Source organism: Candidatus Enterococcus murrayae, assembly GCF_017315985.1.
GTDB classification, from domain to species: domain Bacteria; phylum Bacillota; class Bacilli; order Lactobacillales; family Enterococcaceae; genus Enterococcus_A; species Enterococcus_A murrayae.
In genome coordinates this window covers 25,178-40,947 of sequence record NZ_JAFLVR010000038.1, presented here as the reverse complement: position 1 = coordinate 40,947, position 15,770 = coordinate 25,178, and the positions used below count along the sequence as shown (strand labels likewise).

The window sequence follows — 15,770 nt, the reverse complement described above, 5'->3', positions numbered from 1 at the left end:
AATGAAAAAAATAGTGGGTGTATTGCTGGCATGTGTCGTTGGAATCACTGTCCTAGGTGGGTGGAACATAGATGAAGTGGAAGCTGCTAAGAAAAACGATGAAATCACCATTTATTTAGTCCGTCATGGAAAAACGTTTTTTAACACTACGGGGCAAGTTCAAGGATTTGCGGACTCGCCTTTGACAGATAAAGGAATTAGCCAAGCAAAAAAACTTGGAACAGGGTTGAAAAACATCAAATTTGACTTAGCCTACTCAAGTGATTTGGGACGTCAGCGCAATACAGCGAAGCTGATTCTGGCGAAGAGCGGCAACGCAAAAACAGAATTGCTGGAGCACGACGGTTTTAAAGAATGGAATTACGGTGGCTATGAAGGAAAAACCAATGAAGAAATGTGGACGCCAGTCTTTGAGAAGAATGGATTTAAAATGGATGAAGAGTGGTCGGATTATGGTAAGTTAGTCGAGAAAATCGGTGATGAGGGGATTGCTAATTCGATTGCTGAAAATGATCCTTTAAAAGCTGCCGAAACGTATGATGAAATCACGACTCGAGGACAAGCTGCGATGAATAAGGTCATCAAAGATGCAAAGAAACAGAAAGCAAAAAATGTGATGATCGTCTCTTCTGGAAGCATGATTCCGACTTTACTAGAATTAATTGCTCCAGGGGAATACGATGGGGAGACGATAGATAACTGCAGTGTGACGACGTTGAAATATAAGGCAGGGAAATACAGCGTTAAAAAAATCGGTGATATGCAATATGTTGAATAGGAAATACTAGTATTTCTAATTATAGTGAAAGCCCCAAACTAATCATGTTCATTAGTTTGAGGCTTTTTTACTGTTTTTGAGTTGGACACTTGAAGTTTAATTACACACAGGGATTTGTTATCGTAATCATCGTGCTTTGAGTAAAATGATCGTCTTTATTCAGCTTTCCCCTTAACAATTCCTTGCAGGTACAATTGTTGTATTCTTACTTTCAGCATTAATTGCGATTTTCCAGTTTTAACCAACAAATGAAAAATAGCATACCATTTAAAAGCTCTGTACTTCTCTTTATAAAGAGAAGTACAGAGCTTCTTGGTTCAGTCTATTTCGATACAAATAAATCAAAAGTAACTCGTTCAGCTAATCATCCATTCATTTTCTAGCCTTTTTATTGGAAAAATATCTAAAATATGTAATTTTATCTGATATCCAAAGCCAAAATAATGTATTATAAACTAAAAGAATTGTTTTGGGGAGGAATGTTTATGAATAGAAACTTGATTTTAACTAAGAATTTATTAGCAGAAGAAACCTTTCAGAGAAAGCTGCAGGTATTGAATCATGAAGTTTTTGTGTCGGCGAGGGTGATTGATTCAATCAAAGGAGAGAGAATCTCAGCAGACTTCTTATTGAATTTTGAAAGGATCATTATAAGTGAGACGATCTCTATAGAAGAGCTTAGGGAGCTGTTACCTATATTAACAAAGGCAACATTATACATTTTTGTGAAATATGACGAACAGCCGTCAGAACAGCTGATAAATCAGTTTCCTCAAGTGACAGGTTGGATAAGCAATAATAGTTCATTGGAGTTTATTCGCGATGCATTTGGTCCTTCTACTAAAAATAAGGCTGCGTCTCCTAGATATCTCAAATTATCAAAAAATGAAAAAGCGGTTTTGAGTGCATTAGTAAGCTCATCAGGGCAACCGTTGACACCAGAGAAACTTAGCCATGCAATCTGGAAAAAAGGGATGAACACCTCTAGACAAGCCGCACTTTCCAATATAATCAAAAGGGTCCGGCAAAAAAATGACGAACAAAAGATCGTGGATTTTAAAGTGATCGAAACTTGTTGGGGAAACGGTTATAAAGTTAACCAGCAATTCCTAAAGCTAATAAGAAATGGAGAGGTCCTTTATTAAGTTAAAACTCCATGATCACAGGTAGAGAAAGCAAACGTTTTTCGAAATATGAAATGAGGTGTATTTGAATATGACTATTTTGTTTAGGGGACTCTTGGTATTTTGCAGTTTGACATTCTTCTTCATACTGTTTTCTGGAAAAAAGTATGTAATAGAAAAGAAACGTGCGTTTAATTATACTGCACAATTAGTACTAATAGCAGTCGTACTCCATTTAGGGTCAAACTCTGGCTTAGATAAGGTTCCAAATGAAACACTGTTACTTCTTATAGCAACAATATTCTGTTCAATCTTTATACTTATGGCTTTACCAAGTCCGCCAGAATTGATGAATAGCGAGGTTAAGAACAATGAATAGTAAACTAAAGGAATGGTATCCCGCATTGTTTATTCTTATATTAGTGGTGCTTCTGAGAATAGGAATTCATTTTTTATTAGGAGGGAATCAGTAGTTTTAAGTATGGATAATGTGTTGTAAGAGCAATAATTTTTCGACAAAAATTGTAAGTAATCATTCCACAATTTTTGTCGAAAAGTTCGATGCCTCTGGTTCATCAAAATTTCTTAGCCGCCTGAATTTTTCAATGGCAATCAACATCTAAGCTGTTATCAAAAAAGAGAGAAGAATCAAAAAAGCATAAATAAGCAGCCCCACTAGATTTCTCGGGTTGATAGTTGAACCGTAGCCTATTGGTCTAGGCGCGAGCAGCTTATTCTGTTCTTTTGGATTTAGTATCAGAACAAGTGTTGCGTTCATGACAAGAACTAAAGCTATGATCGCACCAATGTAGTTTATGCGCATATTTGCTAGCAAAGTACTTTTTAAAACATAAAGAATAATCAGAAGTAAAGCAAAAATGCCAACGGTAATCCCAACTATCTTGTTTTTAGCCACACCAATGACCTCCTGTAATTTTTCAGCTTTTAGGATATTTCACAACAAAATAATCAACAGAGTCTTTATCCAAAAGACAATTAACCGAAACCTCATGATACTTAGAAAAAATAGTGAACTTATAGTTCAATTAAGTACTGACGGTTAAGATAAAACGTATCTTAATTATAAATGTTCCCCTTTTTAATTAATGTTACTACGAGCCAGCATGAAAAGAAAGATTCTCCCAATTAAAATTGCTGCAGAGAGGAGACGAATGGCGGGCGGACATTCACTGTACGCTATTTTCTTTTAATCTGATGATTCTATTTGAGCGTGTTTGCTGATATGATGAGTATATAAACTATTCAGTATATGATTGACACGAAAGGGTGTAGAGGGTATGCAGCTAAATAATGGAGAAGCAGGGTTGTTAGCCAACCCGCGTGGAACGTGTAAACTAAACGATGAGTTGGACTATATTTTTTACATGAAGACGAATTGGGAGGCAGTGAAGGAATTTTGTGCCCCCTTCTCAATTGAAAAATCGAAAATGGGTATTCGAAAAGGCCGGGCAGTAATCGATCTCCCTTCTGGAAATGAAGCGTTCAACTACGGGACCGTGCTTGTTCGACTAGGAAATAAGCGAATCCTGCTTTTTTCATCAAGCGAGTTTCTTGAGTTATTTTCTTATATTGGTAATAAAGATTAAATGATCCAAATAGATGCATGAATGAACGATAGACGGATACCTAGGGAGCAGTTCTCCTATCGATTGCTAGAGTCTAACAAAATGTAACAGAAAGAAAGATTTTTTTCTTTTTCTTCATAATAATATAAAAAAGTAATGTATAATAATGAAAAAAGATATTTTGGTTTTTTAGAAATAAAATTAGTTGGAATAAACGGAATCTACCAAAGGAGTAAAAACTATGAGTCATCATGTCAAAACTAGGAAGCAATCTAAAAGATATATGCAGGATGATCTTAGAAAAGATATGAAGCGTGTTAATTTATTACTTCTTCTTAGCATAATTATTGTTGGAATCACTCATTTAATAAATACATGCATCATAGAGTCATTTGTTTGTTTGGGTATTGCTGCTTTCGGAAGTATTATTTTAAATATACTTTGGATTGCAAATAAGAATAAATAATTTCAGATAATGGGAGGAAAAGATGAAAAAGAAGAATTGGTCACTAATTACATTAACAATGCTGATGCTCTCTATTGGGGCGGGGAGTGTTACCCAAGCAGAGGAACAGACAAGCAGTAGTGCTGCTACAGCAGAAACTAGTTCCAGTATTACTGCAAGGGTGACACCAGTAGAAGAGACTTCTAGTAGTGAAGAAACAGCTAAACCTGTGGACGAAGCGGAAGTAGAGCAAGAAGCTAGTGCGGATGAAACGGATCTAACAAGAGCAAAAAGAGCAACACCTGAACAAGAAACGCCTGCTCCCGATCCTGAGACAGCCGAGGTTCAAGCTGCAGAAGCAGCAAGTGCCCCTTTAGCGCCTGAAGTCTATGCAAACAATGGATTGAAACCGATCTATCGTGTATACAACCCTAATTCTGGTGAACACTTACACACGCTAAATGCTGGTGAAAAAGATTCATTGATGTCAATTGGTTGGGTATACGAAGGAATTAGTATGCAAATTGACGGCAGCGGCAGCAATTTATACCGCGCCTACAATCCTAATTCTGGTGAGCATTTTTACACCAAAGATTACAATGAAATCAATAAAATCAAGCGTGCTGGGTGGCGTTATGAAGGTGTAGCTTGGAAAGTACCAAATAGCGGAAAAAAAGTCTATCGCCTATTCAATCCGAATGCGCGCGACGCAGGAAGTCATCATTATACATTATTGGAATCTGAAAAAAATTCCCTTGTAAAAATTGGTTGGAGATATGAAGGGGTTTCATGGTCTGTAACGGGTGGTTCAGTAACAGCTAAATCAACCAATCTTATAAAAAGCGTCCCATATGTAAGCCAATATACCCCTGTAAAAGCCCCTTGGGGTTGTGCTTCCGCTTCATTAGCAATGATTTTAGGATCAAAGAATATCAAACCCAGCTTAAAAACGATGCAGGATAAATTGCCAATGTATCCAGCGAATCCGAATGGTCAAAAAGGAAATGTTTACACTGGTGCCGGGTTCGGATGGGTAATTAAACCTAATGCCTTAGCTGCGTATGGTAAAACTTATGGTGGAAATACGGTGGATATTTCTGGTTCAAATACCGTTCAAATTATCAATCGTGTCTTAAATGGTCAGCCAGTTCTTTATTACGGTTATTCTTCGTACCAAAATAATGCAGATAAAAATCGAAATCATTGTAAAGTGATTGCAGGGTATAACGGTGGGAAATTCTTAGTGTATGATCCGTTGTACTATTCTGCCAACGCCGGACCAGGCAGTGGTGGAAAGAACATGTTATATGATCATGGAGCTAAAGCTTGGATTACTGTTGGGCAATACAATGCTGAAAAAGATGGCCGCGCTATTACTATTCAGTAGCAAGACCCAAATTTAGAATGTGGTTTTCCATGGATTATAAGGTAGACTGTTTAAAGAACTCCGATAGCGAAGAGGAAGAACAGAAGGCTACCTTGAGCAATTAAGAAGTCCAAAGAAATCTGATTTACAGATTTCTTTGGACTTTTTTTGCTGTGAGTCAACATCGTTTAAGTTAGCGTCATTTCATGTTGTTAGATGAGTCAGAGATTGACGCGGATATTTAGTTTTAATGGCTGTTTAGGATTCTCTGTATTCAGTATTAAAGCTAGGTTTTTGTGCTTGTCTTTCCCAATTGGTAAAGCTTCAGATGAAATAAACAATATTCTAATAGGGTTTGGGATAGATTAATTATTTAGAATATTTTATGCTTAGTAAAATTTTATATTGCAGTAATAAATGAGAGTATAAGCAATAAGTACCCGAGTGGACTGCAAAATAATGCAGGTACAAATAAAAAAATACTAGCAGTGAAAAACGAACCAGAAATACTATATTTCTTCACGAGTATTACTCTTGTTTTCCTTTACGAATAACAAAAAATGACGAAGACAGAATAGCGAAATTAATTTTCAATAACAAAGCATATGGAAAGCATCAAAAAGATCTCTAATAAGAAAGCGTTGACATTTAAATTCATATCACTTAGAATGAGTTTGTGAAATACATTAGAAAAAAGACCGATCATGGCGCCGGAGTCATGATTGTGAGTATGTTACTGAATATAATCAGGCAGAACTCAAGGAAGGATCACAGTAGACTAAGGTCTCACTGTATCTTTTCTTGGGTTTTTTTTCTGGAAAGGAGGAAAAAATGAAGATCAGCCAAATTTTAAATAATAACGTTGCATTGGTGAAGCGTGGAGGAAATGAGGTCTTCGTCGTTTCAAAGGGGATTGGTTTCAAAAAGAAAAAGGGGCAAGAGATTATGGAAGAGGAAGTCGAAAAAATGTATATTCTCGATTCCTTTGACATGCTGGATCATTTTAGCTATCTGCTTTCTCATTCTGATCCCAATGACATTCTTTTGGTGAGTAACATTATTTCCTATGGAGAAAAGCAGCTTGGCATCAAAGCAAGTGATTATTTGAGTTTGGCTCTTCTTGATCACTTGGAGTTCTTGTTAAAACGAGTGGAAAAGCAGCAGTTTATTAAGAGTCCATTGATTTGGGATACGAAACGTTTTTATCCTGATCATTTCAAAGTGGGGCTCAAAGCACTAAAAATGATCGAAGAGCAAAAAGGGCTGCAGCTGCCAGAAGACGAAGCGGTATCGTTATGCCTGCATTTTGTCAATATGGAGGAAAGTCGCGAAAGCCGCAAAGATCATATATTGGAGATGCGTACATTAGGCGATTTGGTCTCAATCGTAGAGCATCATTTCAATGTGAATCTAGATGAAGAATCAACGAATTATATGCGCTTCACGACTCATCTGCAATATTTTGTACAACGAATTATTGCCGGCGAGATTTTTAATGACGGCTCGGAAACCTTGGAGCTGTACAAGCAGGTTTGTCAGTTGTATCCAGAATCGTTTAAAGCCGTTCAAAAAATGAAAATCTATGTGCAGACACAGTTCAATTTAGAAATATCAATCAATGAAGAAACCTATTTGATGCTGCACATCAACCGTGTGACAGAAAGGATGGAGGATAAAAAATGAGCTATGAAAAACTAAACAAGCAGCTGATTGAATTGGTCGGCGGAAAAGAAAACATCAAAGCAGTCGCTCATTGCGTAACACGTTTACGTTTAACATTAAATGACCGAAGCTTAGCAAAAACAGAAGAAATCAAAAATTTAGATGGTGTAATTGATGTTGTTTCAAATGAGGTTGCCTATCAGATCATTGTGGGTACACATGTAACCGATGTCTACAATGAGTTTATGGCGATGCTTGGTTTAAAAGCAGATGGAGCAGAAGCTGAAAAACCGCGAGCAAAAGGAATCAAAGGGATCGCATCTTCGATCTTAGTTATGATTTCAGAAACGATGACCTCTATCATCGAAGTTCTATTAGCAGCCGGTATGATCGCTGGGATCATGGCAATTATTTCTTTAACAGGGCTAGTGTCAAAAGATAGTTCGACTTATATGATTTTTGATACCTTGCGCGGCGGTGTGTTCCACTTCTTACCGATCTTTATTGCGGCCTCAGCAGCTAAGCGGATGAAGCTGAATGAATATGTGGCGATGGCATTAGCGGTTGCTTTGCTTTCGACCAACATTGATGGCGCCAAAGGACTCGAATTATTTGGCTATAATCTACCGACGATCGGCTACGCAAACACGTTTATTCCGATTTTACTGGGTGTTTGGTTCTTAAGCATCGTGACAAAATATTTAAAGAAAATCATTCCAAGCGGATTGCAATATTTCTTAGTACCAGCCTTATCTCTAGTATTGACGTTTCCGGTTATCCTTGTATTTTTTGGTCCAATCGGAACACTGATCGGCGATGGTATCAGTGCATTCTTTAATCTATTGATGAATACGATCGGTAACTGGATCGTCGTAATGCTTTACGCGGCTTTCCAACCATTCTTAATCGTATTAGGAGCAGCCAACTTTACCTATCCTATCGTGTTGAACTTCCTGGGAACTCTAGGCTATGACCCAATCATTAACCATGCGGCGACCATTTCTGATATTGCAGTCTGTGGTGCCATGTTTGGTTATTTCTTACGTGCGAAAAAAGGACATCAACGACAAATGTTCGGTACGGTCAGCTTTAGTGCCTTGATGGGAATAACAGAACCGGCTGTTTTTGGAGTCTTTGTCAAATATCGTCGACCGTTCTTAGCAGTTATTATCGGTGGTGGCCTTGGGGGATTGATCGCTGGGTTGACTGGGGTAAAAACAATGGGCTTTGTTTGGGGCTTAGCAGCTTTGCCAACTTACTTGGCGGGCGGTACGAGTAATTTCATTTGGATGCTGATCAGCGTCATCGTTGGTTTTGTTGGAGCAGCGGCTGTAGCTTACGGTGTTGGTATTCCAAAAGAAGAATCTGAAGAAGAACTGGAAGAAAAGGATTTAGTCGCTGCATTAGAAAGCAATCAAGGCTTAAAACAAGTATGTATCGGTAAAATTGCAGAAGGTACCGTAATTCCTTTAAGTGAAATCAGCGACAAGGCCTTTGCCTCTGGTGCTTTAGGAAAAGGCGTCGGGATCTTACCTTCAAAAGCAGAAGAGACGATTGTTTCTCCAGTTGAAGGAACTGTTACTGTAGCCTTTCCAACCAAGCATGCGTATGGTATCAAAACCAAAAATGGCGTAGAGCTGCTGATTCATATCGGTGTTGATACGGTGAATCTGGAAGGAAAGTATTTTGAAGGATTTGTGGAGCAGGGGCAAGAAGTCAAAAAAGGCGATGTTTTAGCGAAGTATCAAGCAGATAAGGTCGAAGAAGCCGGTTTTGATCCAGTGATTATTGTAGTTGTAACAAATTCAAATGACTACCTCGATGTCATTTCAGCAAGCAACGAGCAGGATGAAGAATTGCTGACAGTAATTTTATAAAAGGAGCAGACAATGACGTTTAAGAAAGACTTTTTATGGGGCGGCAGCATCGCCGCCCATCAATGCGAAGGTGCGTGGCAAGAAGCGGGCAAAGGGCCGGCAATTATGGATTTTGTCACGAAGGGCTCAAATAAAGAACCGCGGACGATTACAGAAACGATCGATCCCAAGCTAGATTACCCTTCTCATCTGGGGATTGACTTTTACCATCATTACAAGGAAGATATCCAATTATTTAAAGAGATGGGCTTCAACGCCTTGCGTATCTCGATTGATTGGTCGCGTATTTTTCCTAAAGGGGATGAACAAACGCCCAATCAAGCAGGCCTTGATTTTTATGAGCAAGTGATCAATGAATTACTAGCAAACAATATCGAACCAATTGTGACGCTTTACCATTTTGAGCTGCCGATTCACCTAGTTCGTGAGTATGGATCATGGAAAAATCGGCAGGTGATCGACTTTTATCTCCATTATTGTGAAACAGTTATGCGAGCTTATGATGGCAAGGTAAAATACTGGGTCACCTTTAATGAGATGAATCATCTTGATCCACAATCCGAGCAGTCAGATATTTTCACCTATTTGATTGCCGGCTTGAAATATAGCGAGATGGAAAATCCGACAGAAGACTTGGCGCGAATTGGCTACAACATGACGTTAGCTGGAATTAAGGCTGCTCGTTTGGGACGTGAGATCAATCCATATAATGTCATTGGCTGCGTCTTTGGTCTGAACCCAATCTATTCGTACGATTGCCAGCCAGATAATGTGTTAAAAGCCTTTTTAGACAATGATAAGGACTATTACCAAGTGGATGCGATGTGTAAAGGCAAGTTTCCGAAATACAAAATGAAGCAATACGAAGCGCTAAAAATCGATTTAGAAAATCAACCGAGCGATGTTGAAGATTTTGCTAAAGGGACTATTGATTTTATTGGTTTGAATTATTATATGTCGAGTATTTCTGAACCAAACACGCCTGTCGAAGCAGAAACCGCATTATTCGGCGGCATTCAAAACCCTCACCTGGAGCAATCGAAATGGGGCTGGGGCATTGATCAAACCGGTATTCGATTTGTAATGAACTATTTGTACCGTAAATACGAGTTGCCGATCATGATTACTGAAAATGGCTTAGGTGCGGTTGATCAACTGGAAGAAGGCACCGTTCATGACGATTACCGCATTGATTATTTACAGAAGCATATCAAGGCAGTTAAACAAGCAGTGGAAGAGGATTACGTTGAGTGTTTTGGGTATTTAACTTGGGGGCCGATTGATTTGGTTAGTGCCTCAACAGGTGAAATGAGCAAACGTTATGGCTTTATCTATGTTGATCTAGACAATGAAGGCAAAGGCAGTCTGCAGCGTTCGAAAAAGGATTCATTTGCTTGGTATCAAAAAGTAATTAAAAGTAACGGGGAGGAACTATAAAAATGAAAAAGATTTGGGGATTAGTTGTTGTAGCGCTATTAGGTCTTAGCTTAAGCGGCGGGATCTCGACTCAAGCAAAAGAAAAAGCCTCTGATAAAAAGGATGAGGTAACAATCTATCTTGTTCGTCATGGAAAAACCTTCTTCAATACAACAGGTCAGGTCCAAGGCTTTGCGGACTCGCCATTAACGGATAAAGGGATTGAACAGGCGAAGCAGGTTGGTAAAGGCTTGAAAAATATCAAATTTGATTTAGCCTATTCTAGTGATTTAGGACGTCAACGCAATACAGCGAAACAAATATTGGCTCAAAATGAAAACAAAAAGCCTAAGCTTTCTGAGCATGATGGCTTCAAAGAGTGGAATTATGGCGGCTTTGAAGGAAAGACAAACGCGGAAATGTGGACACCAATTTTTGAAGCAAATGACTTGAAGTTTGACGAAGACTGGACGGACTATGACAAGCTGGTAAATAAATTAGGCGATGAGGGCGTAGCTGATGCCATTGCAGAAGCAGACTCATTAAAAGTAGCTGAAACATATGAACAGATCACTAAAAGAGGTCAAGCAGCGATGGATAAAGTGATCGCTGACGCGAAAAAGAAAAACGCGAAAAGCGTTCTAATTGTCTCTTCCGGCAGTATGATTCCGACCCTGTTGGAAATGCTGGTACCTGGTGAATATCAAGGCGAAGCTATCGACAATTGTAGTGTAACTACACTTAAGTATAAAGGCAATAAGTATTCAGTAGACAAGATTAACGATACACAATACTTAGAGTAAAACGATCATCGATCATAAAAACGAATATACCCCTAGTCAGGACAAAGAAAGAATCGAGTCCTGGTTAGGGGTATTTATTGTGGAAGTTGAAAAGTATGATTGAGATAAATTCACTTTCAATTGGCAAATAGAGTCTAAACAAAAATGTACCCACCATTTTAAGTGGGTACAAAATAAATACTTCTATTATTCGGTTTTATCAACTGGAGGAAGGTCATGTACTACAGATTCATTTGGATCTTCAATAGGGGCCTCATCATTATTCCCTTCGAATACCGGCTCTGGTAATGGAATAGGTGTAACGTCATCAAAGGCTACATCAATCGGATCCGTTGGCTCACCGTTTCCTTCAACAGCAGGAGTTTCATAATGAATATCTGGATTTGGATCGGTATAATAGTATTCTTGATTCGAGTTACCAGCTGACGTATCAGCATATGAATTTACAGAAATAGGCGTTTGATTAACTACATAAGTAATCTTTGTAGTTAAAATATCACCAACCTTTACAACGTTGATATCTTGAATGTTGTTAGCGGATGCAAGCTGATTTATATCTAAACCTAAAGCTTCCGCAATAGCAGATAAAGTGTCACCTTCACGAACAGTATATTGATCGGCCCCGTCTATGTCATTTTTGATTTGTTCAACTGAACGCGGTTGCCAAGATGAGGCATCAACTTCGTTTGCATCATAAAAAGTCCCCAAAGTTAATAAACCTAAAAGTAAAATACCAAACAGAAACCCTTTTTGCTTTTTCATTTTCATACCTCCATTTGTTAGTCAAAATAATATGACGTAGTATATTATTTGCTTCTATTCTAACAGAATCAGCGTCTTAAAATGACCATTTTATATAATTATTTTTAATCAAAATGGAGTTGTTAGATTCGAAAGACTGCCGCTGCGTAAAATAGCAGGCCAAAGGCTAGTGGGCAAGCTAATTTGTCAGTTAGTTACTAAGCCCACTGTCTATTTAGTTAGACAAGTTCGTTGTAGCAAGATGATATTACCCTTTTCAAACGCGAACGGTGGCAAGGAGGGAGCAATGTAAAAGCAAATGTCAGAGATTAGAGTTGAATGTAATAGTGGAACATGAAAATTTAATCTTGTTTGACTATTCAGAGCAATGCTCTATTAATCGATAATTTAGATAAGTTAGGCTTTTAAATTTTCACGATTTTTTTTTAATTGCCATAACAACATTAAGCAGCAGTAGGTACAAGAGCAGAAAAATGACCGAATCAATACAAATTATTAGTACTGGGAGGATCGTTAAGTCTCCACCTGCTGAATCAAAGCCGCCTCGCAAACTTATAGGTAAAACGAAAACTAAATTTAAAAACACTACGAAAAGAACGCTGCTGAGGATTGCAGATAAATTTAGTTTGAGAAAGAAGTTCATTTTATGAAACCTGTTAAAAACAAATCTATAAAGTAAATAGTGTAATGGGATTATACAAAAGGAAACCATGAATATTAGTATAGGCAAAATGAGAACTCCTTTATCAGTTTTGGATATTAGAAAAATAATCGTCTATATACGTCTTTATTTTTTCAAAATCTTTTTGCATAAATAAGAGTGCGGGTACTTCGATTATTGGGAGATGATTTTCATTAACAAAAGGCGGAAACGGTTTAGGGACTACCAAATAGTCCACGGCATCTTTATCTCGAATATAGTTAGTAGAAACATCATAATACTTGGAGAAATACTCTTTAAAATCATCGTTGTCTCTGAAAAGTGGTCCGGCAAATATTGAGATATAGTTGATCCCAGAGCTGACGGTTAGTACAAAGCATATTTTCTTCATGATGCATTCCTCCTATTTATAACTAATGATAAATCTAAGGAATAACTTTGTAAATGCAGAATAGATGGACTGTCGCGTAGAAAAGCCACCCTAAAAGGATGACTAATTCGTCCATTTGGTTTTAAATTTTGACATCAAAATTGCAGTTCCAATAATGATTGTGAAATAAGCGACTTGGACAAATGGGGATTCAAATCCTTCAAAATAGTAGTAGAAAAAGACTAGTGATCCACCAGAAAAAGCTAGTACAGTTAACATGTCTGGTAAGGAAGGTCTTTTGTCAAATAATGCAAGTTTAAAAGCACCTAAGATACCGAAAAGTGCACAGATAATAAAAGCAACAACGTCTTTGGTTATCATGTTTACCACCCCTACCTAAATTGTATATTGTTTCACATGATTAGTAAATTGATTTGTTAATGTAGCGTAGCTTAAAAGAGGTTAGTGGGTGGACGAACTTTCACAGATCATGAAGCTGAGTTATTATATAGGTTGTTAGGTAAAAAAAAAGCGGAGCCTGCTTAGGCAGGCCCCATTACGTAAATGACTCTGATTTATTTTTTCCACTTGACTTGTATATCAGCTTTCTTAAATTGGATTATTGTAACAACCCACCCCATGAAAGTAACAAAAGCCCACATAAAAAAGCTTAATTCTCCGAAAGCATTAAAAAAAAGTGAGCCGATTAATGCGATAGTGTTCATCATTAATATACCAGCAATCAAACCAAAAGCAGTATTTAACTGCAATAACACTTTCTTTTCATCAAACATTTTGATCCTCCTTATAGGTATTAATGGTATAAGTTTTTGATTTCGTAACTGGAAAAATTTTTGGCTAAATAGAAGATATTCATACTATAACAGCCGATACTACACAGCAAGCTTCAAGGCAATCAGCTAATGACTGCTTTGAAGCTTGCTGTTAATTACTTTTAAAATGCTCTCAGAAAATAAAATTAGAGCAAATGACAGGATATTGATAAAGATGTTGAAATCAAAAAAGAGTGCGTTGAGCACAATAATGATTATTCCGATATAAAAAAGCGTATTGGGTTTAATAATAATCGTCATGATGTGCCTCCTTTTCTTTACTATATAAGAAAACACGGGGCATTGTAAATAGTATATTTGCTGTTAGTTTGGGGTAACGCAAGCACCGGCAAAATATTAGATTCCGTAATGTATCATACATTTATTCTCTTTTTTGGCTTGAATAATTAGTTTACATAGTTCAGTCACATCGTTCTCCTGTTTCAAGCCTTTAGCAGACAAAACACTATCTAAAAATGCCGATAAAGAGTCGACAGGAATAATGGTTACGCCATAATAGGCTAAGCCAAGGTCTGGTTGTTCTAAAGAGGAAAAATAGGTTTTTATTAGAGACAGTGAAGGCAACAAAGCTTGAATACTAGCATCATTAACTGAAATGCAGTGATACTTTTCGGGTGTGTAATCGTCATATGAAGTTTCAAGATGATCTATGATGCCGAATTCATGTGTTAAGGCCATTATCATGCTCCTTTTTTATCCCAATATACCATATATAGAAAAGCGATGATTTCTCAAGATGAAAGAAAAAAGCCAATAAGCAGATGTGACTCAGCTCCTTTTGATGATTGTTCAATCAAAAGGAGTGAGCAATCAGTGAAGTCAATGAGCCAATGGTTTTAATGCGTTCGAAGGAATGTCAGCGGACTTTACTTCCTCCCAGCCCATTACGCCTTTTTTATTATTTACGTGAGTAACAAGATACGCTTGTTTTTTTAGAGGTCGGTCGCTCATGGAATGAAATTCGATGTTTTTTGAATCTCCGTTTTCGTTATATGCTTTTAGCTTGTACTCGTAGCGAAAATGAGCGTCCCTTCCACCGCCGCTCCCTATGTTTGTTCTATTTCCATCAGTAGTGATTTGCGTGTAATAGTCAGATGTTCCGTAGTTATTTTGGTACCAAAACCAACTGCCGCCAATTAAGAAAAAGATAGGGATAACTAAATTAAGTATTTGCTTCAAATCAATCAATCCTTTCGAATAAAAGGATACAAAATAATTGAGATTGAAAAATCATAAAGTATGAACTCCAGCTACCGCTTTTGTAAGAACAAAAAAACGAACTAGCCGAGCTAGTTCGTGTTGGAATCCATTCGTTCATTTCGGTTTTTGAAAAAGGCGCTGACGATCAAGAGACCTACGGACAAACCTTTAGCAAATTCTAAAAAAGAATTATTTTGAAAACTTGCAATCGTAAAAAAGAATAGGGTTAAAATAACTGAGAACTTGAAAAAAGCATGATAATTTTTAATCATCGTTCCTCACATCCTTCTCTCTTTATTATACCAAAAGCAGCAGGGGATTAGAACGGGTAAAATGTCGTTTTATCGTGTCAATAAGAGAGGAGAATTTACTTGATTAAAAAAAGGATGCTGTTATCACTTCTCAAAATGTTTGAAAAATTACTTTAATTTTTTATGAAGTCGATGTGCATGATTTCCGAAATAAATACAGCTACTACATCTTTTTCGCCTGATTCACTGACTCTTTGATTCCTGTAAAAAAAGCAATCAAAAAGAGAAAAGTCAAAATTAAGCAAGGTATAAGGGAGATCATATTATTTTGGTAAGTAATCCATAAGTAAATCAAGCTAGGTAGTGCGTAAAAGTAATTGCTAAGCCGTTTTTTCGAACAGATAAATCTGTCGTAGAATAGAAAACATAGCGGAGCAACAACACATATAATGAATGGAAAGAGCCATAAATTTCTATCTTTAAAAAATAGTAAGCATATGATCAAAACCAAAGTTATCAGTGAAATACCTATAGTTTTATCTCTATTCATAAACCACGCCCCGTTTCAATTTGCATCTTCTATTCTATTTTACAATTATTCGATATCTGGTTAAA

Annotated in this window: 17 protein-coding genes; 9 read left to right on the top strand and 8 right to left on the bottom strand. The window is 37.3% G+C overall.

The features are described 5' to 3' along the window. Position 1 precedes the first annotated feature (1 nt). Both JZO85_RS15925 and JZO85_RS15920 read left to right on the top strand, forming a co-directional pair. Entirely contained in the window at positions 2–778 is a 777-nt protein-coding gene (locus JZO85_RS15925) for a histidine phosphatase family protein (RefSeq protein ID WP_207109510.1), read from the top strand. Between the two features lie 485 nt (positions 779–1,263). Then, a complete protein-coding gene (locus tag JZO85_RS15920; RefSeq protein WP_207109509.1) occupies positions 1,264–1,923 on the top strand; it encodes a helix-turn-helix domain-containing protein in 660 nt (219 codons plus the stop codon). Between the two features lie 598 nt (positions 1,924–2,521). Here the strand turns inward: JZO85_RS15920 and JZO85_RS15915 are convergent. Further along, complete coding sequence (locus tag JZO85_RS15915; protein ID WP_207109508.1) at positions 2,522–2,818, bottom strand: hypothetical protein; 297 nt, start codon at positions 2,816–2,818, stop codon at positions 2,522–2,524. Positions 2,819–3,200: 382 nt separating this feature from the next. Here JZO85_RS15915 and JZO85_RS15910 point away from each other — a divergent pair, with 382 nt between their 5' ends. From JZO85_RS15910 to JZO85_RS15880, 7 genes are all read left to right on the top strand, one after another. After that, positions 3,201–3,509, top strand: coding sequence for a hypothetical protein (locus JZO85_RS15910; RefSeq protein ID WP_207109507.1), 309 nt, complete (start codon positions 3,201–3,203; stop codon positions 3,507–3,509). Positions 3,510–3,729: 220 nt separating this feature from the next. Next, positions 3,730–3,954 carry a hypothetical protein gene (locus JZO85_RS15905; protein WP_207109506.1) on the top strand — a complete coding sequence of 75 codons (225 nt, stop codon included), beginning with the start codon at positions 3,730–3,732 and terminating at the stop codon, positions 3,952–3,954. 22 nt (positions 3,955–3,976) lie between these two features. Beyond that, positions 3,977–5,320, top strand: coding sequence for a C39 family peptidase (locus tag JZO85_RS15900; RefSeq protein WP_207109505.1), 1,344 nt, complete (start codon positions 3,977–3,979; stop codon positions 5,318–5,320). 810 nt (positions 5,321–6,130) lie between these two features. Next, a complete protein-coding gene (locus JZO85_RS15895) occupies positions 6,131–6,982 on the top strand; it encodes a PRD domain-containing protein (protein WP_207109504.1) in 852 nt (283 codons plus the stop codon). Then, positions 6,979–8,838, top strand: coding sequence for a beta-glucoside-specific PTS transporter subunit IIABC (locus JZO85_RS15890; RefSeq protein WP_207109503.1), 1,860 nt, complete (start codon positions 6,979–6,981; stop codon positions 8,836–8,838). The genes JZO85_RS15895 and JZO85_RS15890 overlap by 4 nt, the downstream gene beginning before the upstream one ends. Positions 8,839–8,850: 12 nt before the next feature. Continuing rightward, positions 8,851–10,275: a family 1 glycosylhydrolase gene (locus tag JZO85_RS15885; RefSeq protein WP_207109502.1), complete on the top strand. Its 1,425-nt coding sequence runs from the start codon at positions 8,851–8,853 to the stop codon at positions 10,273–10,275. A gap of 2 nt (positions 10,276–10,277) precedes the next feature. After that, positions 10,278–11,057, top strand: a complete 780-nt coding sequence (locus JZO85_RS15880) for a histidine phosphatase family protein (protein WP_207109501.1) — start codon at positions 10,278–10,280, stop codon at positions 11,055–11,057. A gap of 186 nt (positions 11,058–11,243) precedes the next feature. On the opposite strand, the gene JZO85_RS15875 is transcribed toward JZO85_RS15880, so the two are convergent. From JZO85_RS15875 to JZO85_RS15845, 7 genes are all read right to left on the bottom strand, one after another. Beyond that, on the bottom strand, positions 11,244–11,819 hold the full coding sequence (locus tag JZO85_RS15875) for a LysM peptidoglycan-binding domain-containing protein (RefSeq protein WP_207109500.1): 576 nt from the start codon (positions 11,817–11,819) through the stop codon (positions 11,244–11,246). 746 nt (positions 11,820–12,565) lie between these two features. After that, complete coding sequence (locus JZO85_RS15870) at positions 12,566–12,871, bottom strand: hypothetical protein (RefSeq protein ID WP_207109499.1); 306 nt, start codon at positions 12,869–12,871, stop codon at positions 12,566–12,568. Positions 12,872–12,973: 102 nt separating this feature from the next. Continuing rightward, entirely contained in the window at positions 12,974–13,231 is a 258-nt protein-coding gene (locus tag JZO85_RS15865) for a hypothetical protein (protein WP_207109498.1), read from the bottom strand. Positions 13,232–13,425: 194 nt separating this feature from the next. After that, positions 13,426–13,644, bottom strand: coding sequence for a hypothetical protein (locus JZO85_RS15860; protein WP_207109497.1), 219 nt, complete (start codon positions 13,642–13,644; stop codon positions 13,426–13,428). Between the two features lie 126 nt (positions 13,645–13,770). Beyond that, complete coding sequence (locus JZO85_RS15855; RefSeq protein ID WP_207109496.1) at positions 13,771–13,944, bottom strand: hypothetical protein; 174 nt, start codon at positions 13,942–13,944, stop codon at positions 13,771–13,773. Positions 13,945–14,040: 96 nt separating this feature from the next. Beyond that, positions 14,041–14,382 (bottom strand): hypothetical protein, encoded by a 342-nt coding sequence (locus tag JZO85_RS15850; RefSeq protein WP_207109495.1) that lies wholly within the window; start codon positions 14,380–14,382, stop codon positions 14,041–14,043. Between the two features lie 141 nt (positions 14,383–14,523). Beyond that, the gene (locus tag JZO85_RS15845; RefSeq protein ID WP_207109494.1) at positions 14,524–14,883 is read right to left on the bottom strand and encodes a YxeA family protein; all 360 of its coding nucleotides are present in this window, start codon (positions 14,881–14,883) and stop codon (positions 14,524–14,526) included. Between the last annotated feature and the right edge of the window lie 887 nt (positions 14,884–15,770).

Bases quoted from the DNA above. Each gene is read 5' to 3' on its own strand.
- JZO85_RS15925 (WP_207109510.1), top strand. From the start codon at position 2: ATGAAAAAAATAGTGGGTGTATTGCTGGCATGTGTCGTTGGAATCACT.
- JZO85_RS15890 (WP_207109503.1), top strand. From the start codon at position 6,979: ATGAGCTATGAAAAACTAAACAAGCAGCTGATTGAATTGGTCGGCGGA.
- JZO85_RS15880 (WP_207109501.1), top strand. From the start codon at position 10,278: ATGAAAAAGATTTGGGGATTAGTTGTTGTAGCGCTATTAGGTCTTAGC.
- JZO85_RS15870 (WP_207109499.1), bottom strand. From the start codon at position 12,871: ATGAAGAAAATATGCTTTGTACTAACCGTCAGCTCTGGGATCAACTAT.
- JZO85_RS15855 (WP_207109496.1), bottom strand. From the start codon at position 13,944: ATGACGATTATTATTAAACCCAATACGCTTTTTTATATCGGAATAATC.
- JZO85_RS15895 (WP_207109504.1), top strand. From the start codon at position 6,131: ATGAAGATCAGCCAAATTTTAAATAATAACGTTGCATTGGTGAAGCGT.
- JZO85_RS15905 (WP_207109506.1), top strand. From the start codon at position 3,730: ATGAGTCATCATGTCAAAACTAGGAAGCAATCTAAAAGATATATGCAG.
- JZO85_RS15910 (WP_207109507.1), top strand. From the start codon at position 3,201: ATGCAGCTAAATAATGGAGAAGCAGGGTTGTTAGCCAACCCGCGTGGA.
- JZO85_RS15865 (WP_207109498.1), bottom strand. From the start codon at position 13,231: ATGATAACCAAAGACGTTGTTGCTTTTATTATCTGTGCACTTTTCGGT.
- JZO85_RS15850 (WP_207109495.1), bottom strand. From the start codon at position 14,382: ATGGCCTTAACACATGAATTCGGCATCATAGATCATCTTGAAACTTCA.
- JZO85_RS15885 (WP_207109502.1), top strand. From the start codon at position 8,851: ATGACGTTTAAGAAAGACTTTTTATGGGGCGGCAGCATCGCCGCCCAT.
- JZO85_RS15900 (WP_207109505.1), top strand. From the start codon at position 3,977: ATGAAAAAGAAGAATTGGTCACTAATTACATTAACAATGCTGATGCTC.
- JZO85_RS15860 (WP_207109497.1), bottom strand. From the start codon at position 13,644: ATGTTTGATGAAAAGAAAGTGTTATTGCAGTTAAATACTGCTTTTGGT.
- JZO85_RS15920 (WP_207109509.1), top strand. From the start codon at position 1,264: ATGAATAGAAACTTGATTTTAACTAAGAATTTATTAGCAGAAGAAACC.
- JZO85_RS15875 (WP_207109500.1), bottom strand. From the start codon at position 11,819: ATGAAAAAGCAAAAAGGGTTTCTGTTTGGTATTTTACTTTTAGGTTTA.